General features: G+C 41.6%; 10 protein-coding genes. 3 read left to right on the top strand and 7 right to left on the bottom strand.

All coding sequences use genetic code 11. The features are described 5' to 3' along the window. Nucleotides 1-47: 47 nt before the first annotated feature. The 5 genes from C5471_RS06660 to C5471_RS25050 form a co-directional block, all read right to left on the bottom strand. A complete protein-coding gene (locus C5471_RS06660) occupies nucleotides 48-4,514 on the bottom strand; it encodes a SpvB/TcaC N-terminal domain-containing protein (protein WP_133816303.1) in 4,467 nt (1,488 codons plus the stop codon). 58 nt (nucleotides 4,515-4,572) lie between these two features. Continuing rightward, entirely contained in the window at nucleotides 4,573-4,851 is a 279-nt protein-coding gene (locus C5471_RS06655; RefSeq protein ID WP_166295729.1) for a Tc toxin subunit A-related protein, read from the bottom strand. Nucleotides 4,852-5,421: 570 nt separating this feature from the next. Further along, nucleotides 5,422-6,009, bottom strand: coding sequence for a hypothetical protein (locus C5471_RS06650; protein WP_339959227.1), 588 nt, complete (start codon nucleotides 6,007-6,009; stop codon nucleotides 5,422-5,424). Nucleotides 6,010-6,524: 515 nt separating this feature from the next. Beyond that, on the bottom strand, nucleotides 6,525-7,544 hold the full coding sequence (locus C5471_RS06645) for a fucose-binding lectin II (protein ID WP_133816301.1): 1,020 nt from the start codon (nucleotides 7,542-7,544) through the stop codon (nucleotides 6,525-6,527). Between the two features lie 102 nt (nucleotides 7,545-7,646). Next, nucleotides 7,647-9,347: a fucose-binding lectin II gene (locus C5471_RS25050; RefSeq protein ID WP_133816300.1), complete on the bottom strand. Its 1,701-nt coding sequence runs from the start codon at nucleotides 9,345-9,347 to the stop codon at nucleotides 7,647-7,649. 431 nt (nucleotides 9,348-9,778) lie between these two features. Between C5471_RS25050 and C5471_RS06635 the strand changes: the two genes are divergently transcribed. Then, nucleotides 9,779-10,675: a hypothetical protein gene (locus C5471_RS06635; RefSeq protein ID WP_242688602.1), complete on the top strand. Its 897-nt coding sequence runs from the start codon at nucleotides 9,779-9,781 to the stop codon at nucleotides 10,673-10,675. Nucleotides 10,676-10,917: 242 nt separating this feature from the next. On the opposite strand, the gene C5471_RS06630 is transcribed toward C5471_RS06635, so the two are convergent. Next, nucleotides 10,918-11,949, bottom strand: coding sequence for a fucose-binding lectin II (locus tag C5471_RS06630; RefSeq protein ID WP_133816299.1), 1,032 nt, complete (start codon nucleotides 11,947-11,949; stop codon nucleotides 10,918-10,920). Nucleotides 11,950-12,373: 424 nt separating this feature from the next. Continuing rightward, nucleotides 12,374-13,321 carry a fucose-binding lectin II gene (locus C5471_RS06625; RefSeq protein ID WP_133816298.1) on the bottom strand — a complete coding sequence of 316 codons (948 nt, stop codon included), beginning with the start codon at nucleotides 13,319-13,321 and terminating at the stop codon, nucleotides 12,374-12,376. 368 nt (nucleotides 13,322-13,689) lie between these two features. Here C5471_RS06625 and C5471_RS06620 point away from each other — a divergent pair, with 368 nt between their 5' ends. Both C5471_RS06620 and C5471_RS06615 read left to right on the top strand, forming a co-directional pair. Next, nucleotides 13,690-14,895 carry an MFS transporter gene (locus tag C5471_RS06620; protein ID WP_133816297.1) on the top strand — a complete coding sequence of 402 codons (1,206 nt, stop codon included), beginning with the start codon at nucleotides 13,690-13,692 and terminating at the stop codon, nucleotides 14,893-14,895. A gap of 266 nt (nucleotides 14,896-15,161) precedes the next feature. Continuing rightward, nucleotides 15,162-15,596 carry a hypothetical protein gene (locus tag C5471_RS06615; RefSeq protein ID WP_133816296.1) on the top strand — a complete coding sequence of 145 codons (435 nt, stop codon included), beginning with the start codon at nucleotides 15,162-15,164 and terminating at the stop codon, nucleotides 15,594-15,596. Nucleotides 15,597-16,003 lie beyond the last annotated feature (407 nt).

The raw sequence follows: 16,003 nt of genomic DNA, 5'->3' as shown, positions 1-16,003 counted from the left end.
TGTTGATAGATACTGCCCCGCCATGTACTGCGGGGCAACGGGTAAAATTATGGGTTTCTTGACGCGGTGTCGTTTTCATCCTCACTGACGATAAACCACGGGGTGTACTGTTTTTCCCGCAGGTATTTCTTCGCGGTGATGACTTTGTATTCACGTCCCAATGGATCATAAAGATGAGTATCGGCGAATAGGTCATCGCGTGCGCTGTCGTCACTGACATAGCGCCAGTCATTTAGAAAATAGGGTTGATAAGTGCGCACCGGCTGACCTTTGTCATCGTATTCCGTGCGACCGGAAACGGCCCAGCGGGTATCTGTTGATGCACTGACCCGCTTCCCATTAGCATCCACTTCCAGCCCGCCATCCTCTTGCCGTTGCCAGGCATCACCGGATTCATGGCGAACTGAACTCTGGAGTAACCGACCAAAACCGTCGCTGAAACTCACCGTTTGTTGGTGCTGCTGCTGAGGTTCATTGTCGTAACGATCGGTGGTGATCATCAGCCCGTGTGGAGGCAAACGGGGAATATCCGCCAATAAGGAGGCTTCATGAACAGTCAGTTTCTGGCTGTCTGCCGCGCGTTTCCTGCCCAGTGCATACACCTTCCCATCCTCGGTGACTACCTGGGTGGCACGCAGTTGCTGCCACCGGGTTTCGACCTCTTCTGGTGATCCGAAAAGCTGAGACGGGGATAGTGATGGCATCCAACTGTCAACGGCATAAACTATGCATTGAGCAACGGGAAGTGCACCGGTTAACGCCAGCGCTTTATCAACGGAATCTGGTGGCGTAAAGGGTTTCTCTGCTGGTGTTGAATAACCTGTGGCTTGTCCGGACTCCGTGCCCCAGAATCGGCTGGTGGTCACGCGGCCCAGTGCATCCAGTATCACAATGTGTTGATTATCATTAACATCTGTCAGTTGTACCGGTGTCAGGAAACGATAATCGTAACTGGCTTGGGTGATTAAGCCAGCGGCATCCTGAGTTTGTGTTACTACACAATGATAGGTATCCCATTTCAGGGTAGTTTTCCCTGTTAGTAATGAGTTACGTTGAGCCTGAGGCCGCCAGAACTTGGCCGCATCACCGTAATCGGTATATCCCTGACGAGCCACCCATACCTGACTTTCTGATCCGGTATTAAACAGCCGTGTTACTTGTTGATAACCGGCCTGTGTCAGTGCGGTATTCAGCTCTTGCTCTTCCATGACGTCTTTGTAAGCCTGCAATGAAGTTTCGTCCATTATGGCAGTTTCGCTGAATGCCACCAGTGCCTGAAGTGTCGGTTTTTCCAGCGGTGTTTCTGATAGACCTGCGGTATAAAATGTTCGTTGTTGTCCCAGATAAACAGCAGCGTTCTCATCTGTCAGCAAGCCATTTTCTTTCAGCAATACTTCCAGCGAAATCCCTTCTGCCGGAATTTTAGTCCGGTCATAGGTGTAAACATCACTGCGTTGCGCATCAGGTAAACCCAGCCGCCAGTTTTCTCCGTCAATCAGGTGATACCAGTGACTTTTTTGCCGAACCAGACGCAGCAACTGTTGCTGGTCATCATAGCTGCTGTCGAACAGTGTATCCGGCAGCGTCGGCGGATAGGGATTTTCAGCGGGTTTTACTCTGCGCGGCCAGGCAATATCAACGGCTTGCAGCGTCTGACCAAAAATATCTTGTTGCAGTTGGATATGCTGGGTGAGTTGTGGATCACTGGCAATACGCTCATAGTGATAGCTGCGGTTTTCAATGGCGGTGACCCAAACGGCTAATTCAGTTTCTTTATTGACGGGAACAGACCGTGCCTGATAGCGCGACTCACTGACGGTATAAGGGATTGTTTGATTATCTGTTCCGTCCAGACCATAGACCTCATTGCGCAACAGCCGGCCTTTAAGTGCTCTGGTCAGCCAGTTACGCTGTGTGTCATTGGGGGTGAACACTTTGTCTGTTTGGCTGGCATTGTCCCAAATGGTATAGCGGGTTTCAAATCCGGTGTAAGCTTGAGTATCTCCCTGCCAGTACTCTGCTGCTAACTGGTTGTCTACTTCATCCATCCCGGTGGCAAACCAACTGATACTCAATGACGGTGCGGCTTGTTCCGGTGCGGTGCCGTGAGAAAACGTCGTGGTATCTGTCTGTCTGACACAACCAAACCCTCTGAACTCCCGCTCCTTACCATCCCAGACGCCGTGGCTGTAGCTGACTTCACTGGTGAGTCGGTTACCGCTGATTTCATCCTGAATTTCGGTATGCCATAGCAGATGTATCGGAAACGGCAGGTAGCAAGCTGGTGACTTGCCTGCTTGAGTGAGCTGTAATTTCTCATCCAGCCAAAATTGGGCAGAACTGCGGTAATGCAGGGTGTGATGTGCGCCCCGGTTATTGTTCATCACATTTAACAACCAGGGTTTGGTCAGTGACAGGTCACAACGCCAGTGATGTGGTGCCATATGAGGCACGGTCAAAATCAGGCTGGCTACTCCTAGCCCTTGGATATCAGCAACCTGTAGCTGACAGGTGTTATCGAACTGCACCCTTTCAGGCAAAGCTAATGTTAGTGGGGCATCAAACTGATTACCGCTTTGGTTGAGATAAAGCAGCAGGGAGTTGGATTGAGCATAGATAAGGTCGGTGGTGCCGGAGCCGTCAATATCGACCAGAAACAACTGTTCAGGGTTAAAGCTGCTTTCGGGCTGGCTGAATCCTGGCAGGGTCAGTGGCTGACCGAAACGGCCATGTCCTAGATTGGGCCAACAAGTGACGCTGTTAGCATGGATTTCCACCAGATGTTGCTGGCCGGAACCGAGCATGTCACCGAATGCCACCAGTTTACGGGCGTCGGTTCCGCTGACCGGCAGGGTGATACCTGCGGATTGGGACACATCTTGACCTTTGCTCCAGCCATCTCGCTGGTTCGCATACAGACGTACACTTTTCGGCCCGATTAACACCAAATCGGATAAGCCTGCCCCGACAAGGTCGGCGAACTGGGCGCGTGGATGGAAATATTCCATTGGTAAAGCATTGATTGGCGTAAAGTGGGTCCATTTACCGTCGGGTTGTTGGCTGTGGTATCCCCGAATACCGGAGGTGGTAACCACCCAGTCCAGTTGGCCGTCCCCGTTGATGTCCATCAATGAGGCATTCTCCTGCAAATTGGGCAGGGTGGGCAGCGGCGCTATTTTGCTGTAGGCCACGGCATTGCTGTCTGTGCCTTCCTGACGTTGTGGCGCTTTATACCACCAGGCACCACGTTCCTGATATAACATGCCCGGCAACCCTTCTCCCCGCAGGTCAACCAGTTGATAACGTTGCTGGGGATTAAAATTATCCAACGCATCGAACCGCTGCCAGGCCGGTATTTTTTCAGGGTCGAAGCGTTGCCAGGCTAACTCCAGAGGGGGCAGGGTGATGGGATTGCCGTTTGGTTCGTGGCTCAATTGACGGGCGGCAGTCAATGTGGTGATGCCGGCATTTTTGTCATAGTCCAGTATCAGGCGTCCGACCAGCTCCGGCGTGTCATTTGTACCGACGTCTCCGGCCAGCAACGCGGTGCGGTGAAACATCAACACTTGCTGACACAGGCGGCGGGTACGCACTTCAAAACCGTATTCATAACGGGAGAAAGTGTCCGGGCGTACAGACCATTGCGCTGTACCCGTATCCCATGTTGGTACGGTATACAGTGAGGTGTCCCGTTCACCGTGGTCAAAGACCAGATGAAATAACCACTCTTCCGGGGCAGGTGGTGTGTTATCCAATATAAACAGGCTGGTTTGCGGTTTGACATTCCCATAATTCACCTGCACCAGATAGCGTTGTGCTGTGGTATTCGGGTGACGTGTTTTTTCGTTATCGTCGCAATTAGCTTCATCTTCGGCCTGGTACTGGTAGCTGACATGCTCACCGGTCGGCGTCACGGTTTCTTCCAATAACCACTGGGCGATTTGCTGGTCATTTTGCGGATTAGCCAGGCAAGCCTGTGCTGTTTTTCCCAGAATGTGTAATTGTCCGTCCGGCGACGATATCAGCCAGAACGCGCGTCCTTCCTGACCAGAGGCCGGTTGCCAATATTCTATTTTACTGAAATCCTGTATCTGGCGGGGCTGATAGCGGGTCACGGTATAGGAAACCGGCAGGGTAACGCCTTGCAGCGCCTTAACGTCCTGTCGAATATCGGGTTGTCCCTGATCATTTAGGGCGATGTTCATCACCTCGCCGCCCGGGGATAAAAATGTGTCGTTATTATCGTACTGTGGAATGCCGTGTTGAGTACGTCGGCTAATGGTTGTAACGCCGCATTGCCAGCCGATACCAAAAGGTCCGTTGCCTGCACTGCTGCTATAAGTCAGCGATAGCCCAGGAGTAGTACCCCGCCCGGCAGAGAGAGGTAACGGCAGGGAGAGAGTTGCCATTCCATCAGGACCGGCGGCGTTAAGTGCTTCACCCATACCACTGATAGCGCCGCCGCCTTTGGGGAGTGACAGCGTTGTAACCGATACTTCTGATGAATCCTGCATAAAATACTCCTTATGACTAGCCCTTTACAGGGACCTGTGATAGACAAAGAAAAGAAATTTACGCGTCTCTAATGATGTAATTCAGATGCACAATGATGTCACTCAAGTTGGCAACCAGATCATGTTGCGATCCTTCCTTACCGGCATGAAAAATATTGAGCGCCAGCGTGCCGGTTGTCACCTCTCTGCCTTCAAAAGGCAGGAAACGACTGTTGTTGAAATTGGTAACAAACCGGCCATCGTCGTTCATACCGTGTGATAAGGTGGCGATTTTCGCATCTATTGTCAGCGTGGCATCGGACATCTGATAATAGAGTGCGGAGAGACGGCCAGCCATCCAGTTGTGTTATTTCGTTATTAGCAATATCCCGTTGCAGCGTCCACTCTTTTTCTTTGTGTGACAATTCATAAGTATTCCTTTCTGTTTTTACTTATTTATTGCTAATTCATTTAATATGGTACATGGATGGATAAAATGACCTACACGAGAAATTCTATCCAGTATGCTTATGGCAAAAGGCGTTATAAAAATTAATTTATGATAATGGACTAATCCATGATTTATCTTAGGTATTAGATTCACTTCACTATTTGGTAAGTGTTTCTAATTGATAGAGGGATGACTTTATAGTGCGGGAGCTTATTATGTTAAGCTCATTTTTTATTAATCTAGGAATAAAAAATTAATCTAATGATGGCCGTGGAGAAACCACGTAACGGTTTGAGCCTGAAAATAATCAGGCTTGTATTTATCGGGGCGTTTTTGATCTTCTTTCAGAAAATTTATTGATATTTTTCATGCGTTTAGTGATTAAATGTCCTCTCTGTCTATTTGCTGGCTAAAACGCCCAAAAGCCGGTTTTATTCGCTCTTGCCAGCTTCATTTGAGTTATAACGATGCTTGTTGTTACCGCATCTTGCGCCACAATGGCATGATATTGGTTAATACATCAGGGGGAGGGCAAGGATCATTCACCTTCGCCATTTTCCACAAACCGGTATGGCTTTTACGGGCAGTATTATTGGACATAAATACTTGATATAGTGAACCGGTGTCTCCGGCATGATTATGGGTATCAAGGAAACCTTTGTTTCCCCATTGATTATAAAGAGAGATACTATCGCCTTCTCTAATATTTCCATTTGGCGGTGTTGTTTCACAATAAATAACCCATTCCAAGGTTGCTCTTTTGCGGATATCTGAGGTGTAGACTTGGTGTATCTCCGTTGATAGCTCATATTGATCCACCACATCATAGTACCGTAAGTAACCGCCATCACAGTAATACAGGTTGTGAAGTAAGATAATATCATTATTAATTATCTCACTACCGGTAGGTTTTTCTGTTGCTGACTCAACTCTCCACGCTCCGCCATAAATCGCTAAAGATGCATCTACTGTTACAACGGCATATTTGGTACCGGGTTTATTACCGTTGCCAAATACACTGAGATATCCACCGCTCCAGTTCTTATAGCTGTTTAATATTGTCACGGTATCTCCATATTTAAGTATATTTTCCATCATTTCCTCGGCAAGTATGTTATTTTTCTTTGAATAATTGATACCTCACTGAAATTACTTTCCATTCGATAATGCTATTTTCTGCATATATTTCTGGTGTCATTTCAGAATTTGGCTATCGTAACAAGCGGGTTATCTCGCCTTTTCTGTGATCCCTTGTGGGCCTGAAATAGGGTCGAATTCCTGCATTGCTAAATATTCATATCAATGGGAGATAGAAAAAGAAAAGATAAAAAAGTTAATTTTTATCAAATGAGGCGTTATTTGGCGGATAGCAGTTTTTTTTCAGCTTATTACATTACCTAAAAGTTGAAATATTATTTTTTCTGTTTATCACAGTGCACTATAGCTATAAAGGAAACATCTTTTTACTGATATATCTATCGTGGAGCACAGCAAAAAGCGACATAACGTCGCTTCAATTAATGGATAAATTTCATTTCTACTGGTATTGCTGAATTTGCCGCAGTGATACGTTTCTTGATTCACGCCTGCGGCCAGATCAACACCACTACGCTATCGTTATACTTATTGGCGGTCCCGGTTTCCGCAGCGATAATGGCTGTTCCTGGTTTTGCGTCAAGAGTGTTATAGGCATAACGCAACTTGCATGGTTTGCCATTACTTGTAATTTCAATGCAGACTTTACCTGTGCCTGACGGGTAGGTCTTGAAGCCTAATACGCTATTTACGCCTTTACCGGTTAATGTATCTGCTAGCTGGTCGTCAATATATACTTTTATCGTTTGCTGATGAATATCGGTATTAACGTAGGCTGACAGACCAAACTTTATATTTTGAGGTAACTGGAAACAGTATTTACCGGTGTTATTGGTGCCACATGTTCCGCCACAGTTTCCACTACTGTTACTGCCTAATAGATCTGTGTCAACCGAAACTGCCGCTTGAATTTTGTTGAAAGTCACTCCATGCCAATAAGTTTGAATGGTGGTAGGTCCACCATCAATAGCATTCGACTTCGTGTTATATCGGATGTAAGAATTGCCTTTGAAAAGATAAATCATAGAGCCGGTAATATTCTTCCATAAAATAACCGCATCCAGATTTTCACTGAATCCTGAGTATTTGCCAGTGGTTCCCCATCGGTCTGAGATAGTTTTCTTATTGGCTGTATGTGAACTCATTGTATAATCGATGCAATCTTTGCCTTTAAAAAAACAAATGGTATTTGTTGTCAATTCTGTGGCTGCATCTATGCCGTTTTCAAATCCGGTACCTCTTAATCCGGGCCATCCATCTGCAATGGGTCTCGGTCCATCACTTACCTGCGCTTGTGCTATATCGAATTTAAGATATTGTGACCCTTTGAAAAAATATAATGAACCGTTTAAATTAATCACATCATCAATATTTTGTTGAAACTCGACGGGAAGATTGGGCCAGTCGTTACTGATAGGTTGAGGATAGTTAGCCTCTGATTTATTTAGGGTGTCATTGTATATCATGTTTTCTGTGTTAAGAAATAAATAGGTGATTGAATTCATTAGTATATATCCTTAAAGATGGCTGTTCTGAATGCTATTTTGACTTATTTATCGAATTTTTCTCTTCAATTTATTGATAATCATAGACAATATATTTTCATCTTATGATAACGGCCAGTTCAATACCACCACACTATCGTCGTAATTGTTATTGGTTCCATTGCTGGCACCGATAATGGCTGTTCCCGGTTTTTCGTCGAGTGTATTATCGGCATAACGGAGTTTGCATGGTTTGCCATCTCCGGTAATCTCGATGCAGACTTTTCCTGTACCTGATGTATAGGTTTTGACATTTATTATGTGGCTTGTTCCCTTGCCGGCTAATGTGTCTATCAGAAGGCCGTCAATATACACATTTATTGTTTGCTGATGAGCAGCAGTATTAACGTAGGCTGTCAGACCAAACCGGATGCTGTGAGGTAATTGAAAGCAGTGTTTACCGGTGTGATTGGTACCGCATGTTCCGCCACAACTTCCACTGCTCTCGTTGCCTAATGCATTTACATCAACCGATACTGCCGCTTGGATTTTATTGAAAGTGACGCCTTTCCATTTAGTTTGAATAGGGGCGAGTTGACTACGAATAGTATCCACCATCAAATGTAATCGAAGATAATCATTGCCTTTGAAAAGGTAAATAAAAGGACCGGCATTCCGCCATAAAATAGCCGCATCCAGATTTGCGCTGAATTTTGCGTATTTCCCGGTAATCCCCCATCTTTCTGTGATGGTTTTTTTGTCAATGGCATGTGAACTCACGGTGTAATTGATACAATCTTTGCCTTTAAAGAAGCAGACAATATCTCTTTTTACATCTATCCATTCTGTAGCGGCATCTATCCCATTTTCGAATTCAGTTCCTGCCAATCCAGGCCATCCATCGATAATAGGTTTAGGGCCGTCACTCACCTGTGCTTTTGCGATATCAAACTTAAGATATTGTGAGCCTTTAAAGAAATACAAAGAGCCATTTAAATTAATTACATCATCGATATGTCTTTGAAACTCGACAGGCAGGTTAGACCAATTGTTACGGATAGGTTGGGGATAACCAGTGTCTATTTTATCTAAAGGGTCATTGTATTTAATATTTTCTGAATTAAGGAATAAATAGGTGTTTGTATTACTGTCATTGCCATTATCGCTGTCTCTGCCTAATAAATCCGTATCAACTGATATTGCAGCTTGAACTCTTTTGAAGGTGACTCCGCGCCAATTAGCGGCAATAGGTGCTTGACCATCGATAGTATGCGATTTCAGATTAATTCGAATGTTAGCATTGTCTTTGAACAGAAAAAGAAAAGGGCTGCCAATGTTTACCCATAAAATAGCTGCGTCCAGATTTTCACTAAATTCTGAGTATTCTTCTGTTATTCCCCATCGGTCTGCGATAGTTTTCTTGCTAATCGTATGTGAACTCACAGTATATTCAATACAATCGCTGCCTTTAAAGAAACAGACAACATCTGTCATACCTGTTTTTTTTATATCAGGCCATTCTGTTGCTGCGTCTATGCCGTTTTCGAATTCAGTCCCTGCTAGTCCAGGCCATCCGTCTATAATGGGTTTTGGTCCATCGACTACTTGTGCTTTTGCGATATCAAATTTGAGATATTGAGAGCCTTTAAAAAAATACAAATAACCATTTAAATTAATAATATCATCAATATTCCTTTTAAATTCAATAGGAAGACTAGGCCAGTCGTTATTTATAAGTCGGGGATAGCCGGTCTCTGCTTCATACGATTTTTCATCATGTTTAATATTTTCTGCATTAAGAAAAAGATAACTGGATGTATTCATTGTTATATATCCTTTATGGTGATTAGACTTTAGTGTGTTATTTCAATTTCTTTCTTATAACTGAAATAGGGTAAGAGTGATTTTAATATATTCTGTTTTAATTCTGTCATATTGTTTACCTGTTTAGCGCATAGGAGAATTTATATTGTTGAATTTAATGTCTCTGATAGGTTATAAGCAAGGTTATATATTAGTAACTCGTTAATAGATTTAATGTTGTTGATTATTTTGTAATTGTGTATGCTGCCCTGATAACATCACCTTCAATGATGTTTAACTTATTATGTGAATCTACCGTTTATTAACCAAAGCAGGGTTAACTCGTTTTTCAATAAATATGAAGGTGTTTGTTTATTTTTGAATTAACAGTGAACTCTCGCTGAGAGATAAAAGTTAATGTGTAATTGTGCCTTTTATAGGAGAATATTTTAATGATGAAATTAGAACAAAATGAACATCGAATCTTAATTGAAAATTCATCTAACTCTAACGCGGTTCCAATAACCGTATGGGAGCCAAATCTATATCCAATGGGTCGGTGGGTTGATGCTACAACACCGCGAGCTGGAGTATTGTTTAAGAATTCAGCCCGTGTGACGAGTACTTGGGATGTAGTTACTGTTGGAGGAAGGAGAGCTTTCCAGTCACAAACTTTGACTAAATCTAGCCCTGGTGGTCAATGTTTTGGGATTGCAGCAGATACACCTATTAATGCCAAACACTGTTATTGTGAGCTTGACTTATTCTGTAATCCATACCCTGAAATCACAGTGTGTGTGCTATCTAAACAAACTCATGCAAGCGGTACATATGCAGATATTGGTTACGGCTATATGGCGATTCACTTGAGTGGAAAGTATCAAAATAAGCCGCAATGGATGCCGACAAACATTTCGTCAGGGACTTCGATTGACACTGCGACACCTTATGCCATGGTTTGGAATCTTCAAGCAGCTAATTTGATTCAGTCAGTAAATTTTGTTGGCAAACAAACGGATGGTATTTATAAAGGACAACCGACATTGGGTAATACTCATTCTGGTGTTGCACTGAGTTATGAATGGCCGAAAAATGCTTGGTCACGCTGGCGTATTGGACTGTTAGCTGAAAATAACGGTACATTAATAGTTGAGTGGTATAACACGGTGGCAGATAAATGGAAGGTAGAACTTTGCCAATATAATATGAATGCGCTGATGACTGGAAATCTTGTGTCAGGCCAGATTGGGATCATGTTTGGAATGTCTTCTGACGCTACTACAATAGATCAACAGAATTCGCTTTATAGAACGCCGTTTGATCGTGCTATGTTTTTTCAAGATTTTTAAGATGGCGTGTTGAATCTGGTTATTAATCATCTTATGTGATATATACAAAGGGGCTTTTTCTTAGCCCCATATTTAAATCAGAGAAAGAATAGTTACACTGGAAATATTAGGATTGTCTAACTTTAAATAAATCATGAGTTGAGATAAATGTGATATGTAATAAAAAAGCGGTATTATACCGCTTTAATTTATTGATGAATTTTATTTCTATATGTGGTGAAATTCACAAAGAAATTTGTAATTTACAACAACGGCCAGTTCAATACTACTATGCTATCATTATAGTTATTTCTGTTGTTATTTTCGGCACCGATGATAACCGCTCCTGGTTTGCCGTCAAGGATATTATCGAAATAACGGAGTTTGCATGGTTTGCCATCCCCTACAATTTCGATACAGACTTTACCTGTACCTGATGTGTAGGTTTTAACGCCAATGACATTATCTGTTCCTCTTCTGGTCAATGTCTCTACCAGAAGGTTGTCAATATACACTTTTATAGTTTGCTGATGGCTCGCATTAGCGTAGGCTGTCAGGCCAAATCTGATACTGTGAGGTAATGTAAAACAGTGTTTACCTGTGTCATTGGTACCACATACACCACAATTTCCACTATTATTGTCCCGCTTCTTGCCTAGCAAATCTGAGTCAACTGATACTGCGGCTTGAATTTTGTTGAAGGTTACTCCAGGCCAACCAGATTGGGTGGGTGTAGGTCCTCCATCAATGGTGCCTGATTTCGTATTATATCGGATGTAATTATTGTTTTTGAAAAAATAAATAATAGAGCCGGCAATATTTCTCCATAGAATAACCGAATCCAGATTATTACTGTACTCTGCGTATTTTTCAGTTGTTCCCCATCCGGCTGAGATAGTATTCATATTAATTGTGTGTGAGCTGATGGTATATCCGACATAATGGCTTCCTTTAAAAAAATAAACAATATCTTGTTTTGTGTCCACCCATTCTGTGGCTGCATCTATCCCATTTTCAAACTCGGTTCCTTTTAATCCAGGCCATCCGTCCACAATGGGTTTTGGTCCCTCACTCACCTGTGCTTTCGCTATATCGAATTTAAGGTATTGTGAGCCTTTAAAAAAATACAAATAACCATTTAAATTAATTACATCGTCAATATGCCTTTGAAACTCGTTAGGAAGGTTGGGCCAATCTTTACTGATCGGCTGTGGAGCGGTTCCTTTATTTATCTGTGGATTATCATAATATTTAATATTTTCTGCATTGAGGAAGAGGTAAGTATTTGTATCCATTATTATATGTCCTTTGAGGTAATTAGACTTTAACGTGTTGTTCAAATCTACTTTTTTTGTTTTAATTTCACTATGTTTATTATATGTCTGGTGTTACAAAAAGGTTTGTGTTTATGATATTAATCCCATTGGTGTCTTATAGGCAAGATTATATGTTGATAGATTGTTGATTGATTTAATTATGTTGGTTTTTTGCGAAAATATAAATATGTGACAAGTGACGTAGTTGTATTTATCTGGTAATGGTTGAAGCGATATTTTATATTTCTGTTGGAATTTTGTTAGATGTGTTTTTATTTTTTAGGTGATGTTGGGTTATATATTAATGATGTTCTCGATATAACAAGAAGCGGCATAATGCCGCCTCAATTTATTGATGAATTTTAGCGTTACCGATAATGTCATTAATTAAAAAATATTTAATTCACAACAACGGCCAGTTCAATACCACCATACTGTCATTGTAGTTATTATTGGTGCCATTTTCAGCACCAATAATGACTGCTCCTGGTTTTCCTTCAAGTGTGTTATAGGAATAACGAAGTTTGCATGGTTTGCCATTTCCTTCAATTTCAATACAGATTTTGCCTGTACCTGATGTATAGGATTTGGTGGTCGTTTCTTTGCCGGTTAGTGTATCTATCAGAAGGTCATCAATATACACTTTTACCGTTTGCTGATGAGTGCTCGTATTATCGTAAGCTGTCAGGCCAAACCGGATACTTTGAGGCACCTGGAAACAATATTTACCTGTGTCATTGGTACCACATTCTCCGCCACAATTGGATGGTTTGTCAGGAGAGCAAGGATCAGTGACTTTCTCGAGTTTCCACAGGCCAGTACCAGGTAAGCGGCGAGTCGATCCAGAAGTCAGTACCTGATATTTCGAATTCGGGAAGGTAGCATCGCCATGTGTATCAAGGAATCCCCTTGTTTCATATCGATTAAAGAGAGCGTAAATACCTGCTTCTGTAATTTTCCCATCCTGAGAAATGGAATGCTGATTAATATACCATAACATAGTTGATTTTGGGTGGAGATTAATATCGGAGGTGTTGACTCGATAGATTTCCGGTATTTCCTTCTGTGGATCAGCATTGCCATAGCAAGCTAAGTAACCACCATCGCAGTTATAGCGGTTGTGAAGCAAGATAGTATCATTGTTTATTATCTCACTGCCGATAGGTTTTCCTGTTCCTGACTCTATTCGCCATATTCCACCTGGATTAGAATAAGAGGGAGTTACTGTGACCACGTTATGTTTGGCTCCGGGTCGAGTATCATTCTGATATACACTGAGATATCCCCCATTCCAGTTTTGATAGCTATTCAATATTTTTACGGTATCGCCATATCTAATTACATTATCCATTATTCCTCCGCAAGGTTTGTCACTTGTTTTTAATAATCAAGATATTTCGCTTTTTTATGGTCTTTAGTGGGGATGATAATAGAGATCAATTCCCGCCGATTAACTGCCTATCCCAATAGGTGCTAAGTATCAATATTAATGACTATTGGAAAAAGGCTAAGAGTTTGTCACTTGCTTCTCACAATGAATGGGTCCCTGAAATTGCCGTTGTTTGATGGTTCTGTTTTGCCATTCTCGGTGTCGTTTCAGAAATCTGGCTACATCAGGCACCGACTGTGATGATACACAGCGCTTTGCTTTGATCGGTGAGTGAGGTAAATTGCTCATTACATCGATGAAATTTACGTCAACTGAAATTGGAATTCATAATGTCAAAGTTAATTGAGATTAATCAGATAGTTATTATTGCAATGGTTGTCGCATTAGTTCAATTTATTAATGCGTTGGAGTACATGATGGTGACTCCGCTTTTTGTGTATATGTGCGATGATTTTCACATGCCTGTGACTATGGCGGGGGTGATTGCCGGTACTTATGTTCTCGCCTCAGTCTTTTCTGGTCTGGCATCTTTTTTCTTTCTCGATCGCTTTAATAAAAGAAAGGTTCTCATTTTAAACACGTTACTTCTTGGTCTGATTACTTTCCTGACAATTTTTTCCTCAGAGCCATACCAACTTATTCTGCTGCGTATGATTGCCGGTCTGTTTGGTGGAGTGACATTGGGGGTTGGGATTGGGATCTTACTGAATAACTCCCCAGAAAATATGCGGGGAAGGGTATTAGCGATCGCGTTTTCATCTTTTTCATTCGTGAGTATTTTAGGTATGCCGTTGTGTTTATATCTGGCGACGAATTTCACCTGGAAAATTCCTTTTTTATTGATCGTTATTTTATGCATCGTGAGTTTGCCTCTGATCCTTTGCTTTATTCCAGGAAAAGAGAAGATAAAGAATAGCCAGAATAAAATTGTGCTGACCAAAAAAATAGCATTGGCCGGGTTAGCTAGTGGAGTCAGTAATTTTAGCCCCTTCATGCTTATTCCGATACTTGTTCCACTATTAACAAATGTGTTTTATGTTCCGGAAGAGCGGGTTTCACTCGTATTTTTTATTGGTGGTCTGGCTTCTTGGCTTGGCACTTATTTGACTGGAAAGCTTTGTGATAAATATTCTCCTCAGAAAATAACTATTGTGGCGGCGGCTTTATTTATTGTTAATATCCTTCTGGGATTGATGGGGAAAATGAATGGATATATATTCTTTGCCCTTTTTATGTTCGCGACTTACGTGCAGGTTATGGCGGCCAACGTGCTGGCTTCTTATGCTTCGACGCCTGAAAATCGTGCAGGTTTTGGTGCCCTTCAGATGGCGTTATCCAATTTGGGTGCCGGTGTGGTGTTTTTCTTCTCTTCCATCTTTTTAAGCGGTAAAGCGATTACGGCTGAAAGCGTACAGCCTATTTTCATATTGTCTATGATTAGCGCTCTAATATTACCGATATATGTAAGAAAGCTAGCTCAAGTGTTGAAAAGAGATTCTAAGAGTTTAATGAATAATGCTTACAGTAACAGTTAAAGGAAAATAACGATAGATATGTGATCTAGCCTTAATGGTAAAATAGCGATTTTGAGCTATATTTAAGTTTAAGGCTAATCATTGATATAAGATCATTGGCGTTATTAATAAAAGTGGTATGCTGTTGAAAGTATAATGTCACTGGAGGAAATTATCATTAGAGAATAATTTGAGCCAATGCTGGGTGAGAGTGTGCGAAAGGATGATGTTATTAGAAATCCTATCATGATTATTATTGAACTTATTAATTAATATAGGTGAATAAAATGGAAGAGAAATTAATTGACACTAAGAATAAACCAGCTGTTAGTATTATCGCGGGAGTAACAAATATTAAATCCATTTATAATAAAACGCCTTGCATATTTGTAATTGAGCATGGATATATTGCCAGAAAGAATTTTACTGTGGATAAGATGTCTGAATGGCATGGTGATTTATGGGCTCCTTGGATAGGTGATAAGTATGAGCCCAATAAAGCAATTCATATCTATACTGGAAGAGAATGTAAATCTGAGATTGATATTTGGATATTTCAGGATTATTGGAATCCACCGAATGAAAATGCTGTTAAATACTCTTTAAATAGAACATTCAGTTATGATGATGCATTAGAGCTCCCTGGCAATAACCGAGGTGGAGGTAATAAGATACTGACTTTAGAATTTAATGATAATAATATTGACCTGAAAATGATATAGCATCGAATTATAAGATATTAAATATATCGGATAAAGTATTGTATCCATATACATTCATTGGAACGGAAATATTTCTCCGGGTGTTGTTTAGTCTTTTTGATTTTCCTGCTTATGATCCAGATTTATTGATTAGCAGGCAGGTTACTTGCTCTCGGGCCCGACCGGGTAACCGGCGGGTCTACTCAGCCGGAACCCCAATAATGATCACAAAATTAACTCAACAAGGTTTACATTTTTGATACGAAGCTGATATTGTTAAATAAAATAAGCGTATAAAAAAGGATTACTCATGTCTAAATAATAAGTTGAAAATTTATGTAAAATCAGAAGCAAATTTGATTCTATTGCTAAATTAATTACAGATATAAGTTCAAATAATTGAATTTATTATTCTGTATGCTTTTATC

The sequence above is a fragment of the Photorhabdus tasmaniensis genome (assembly GCF_011189505.1).
GTDB classification, from domain to species: domain Bacteria; phylum Pseudomonadota; class Gammaproteobacteria; order Enterobacterales; family Enterobacteriaceae; genus Photorhabdus; species Photorhabdus tasmaniensis.
This window is presented reverse-complemented; position numbering and strand designations above follow the sequence as displayed.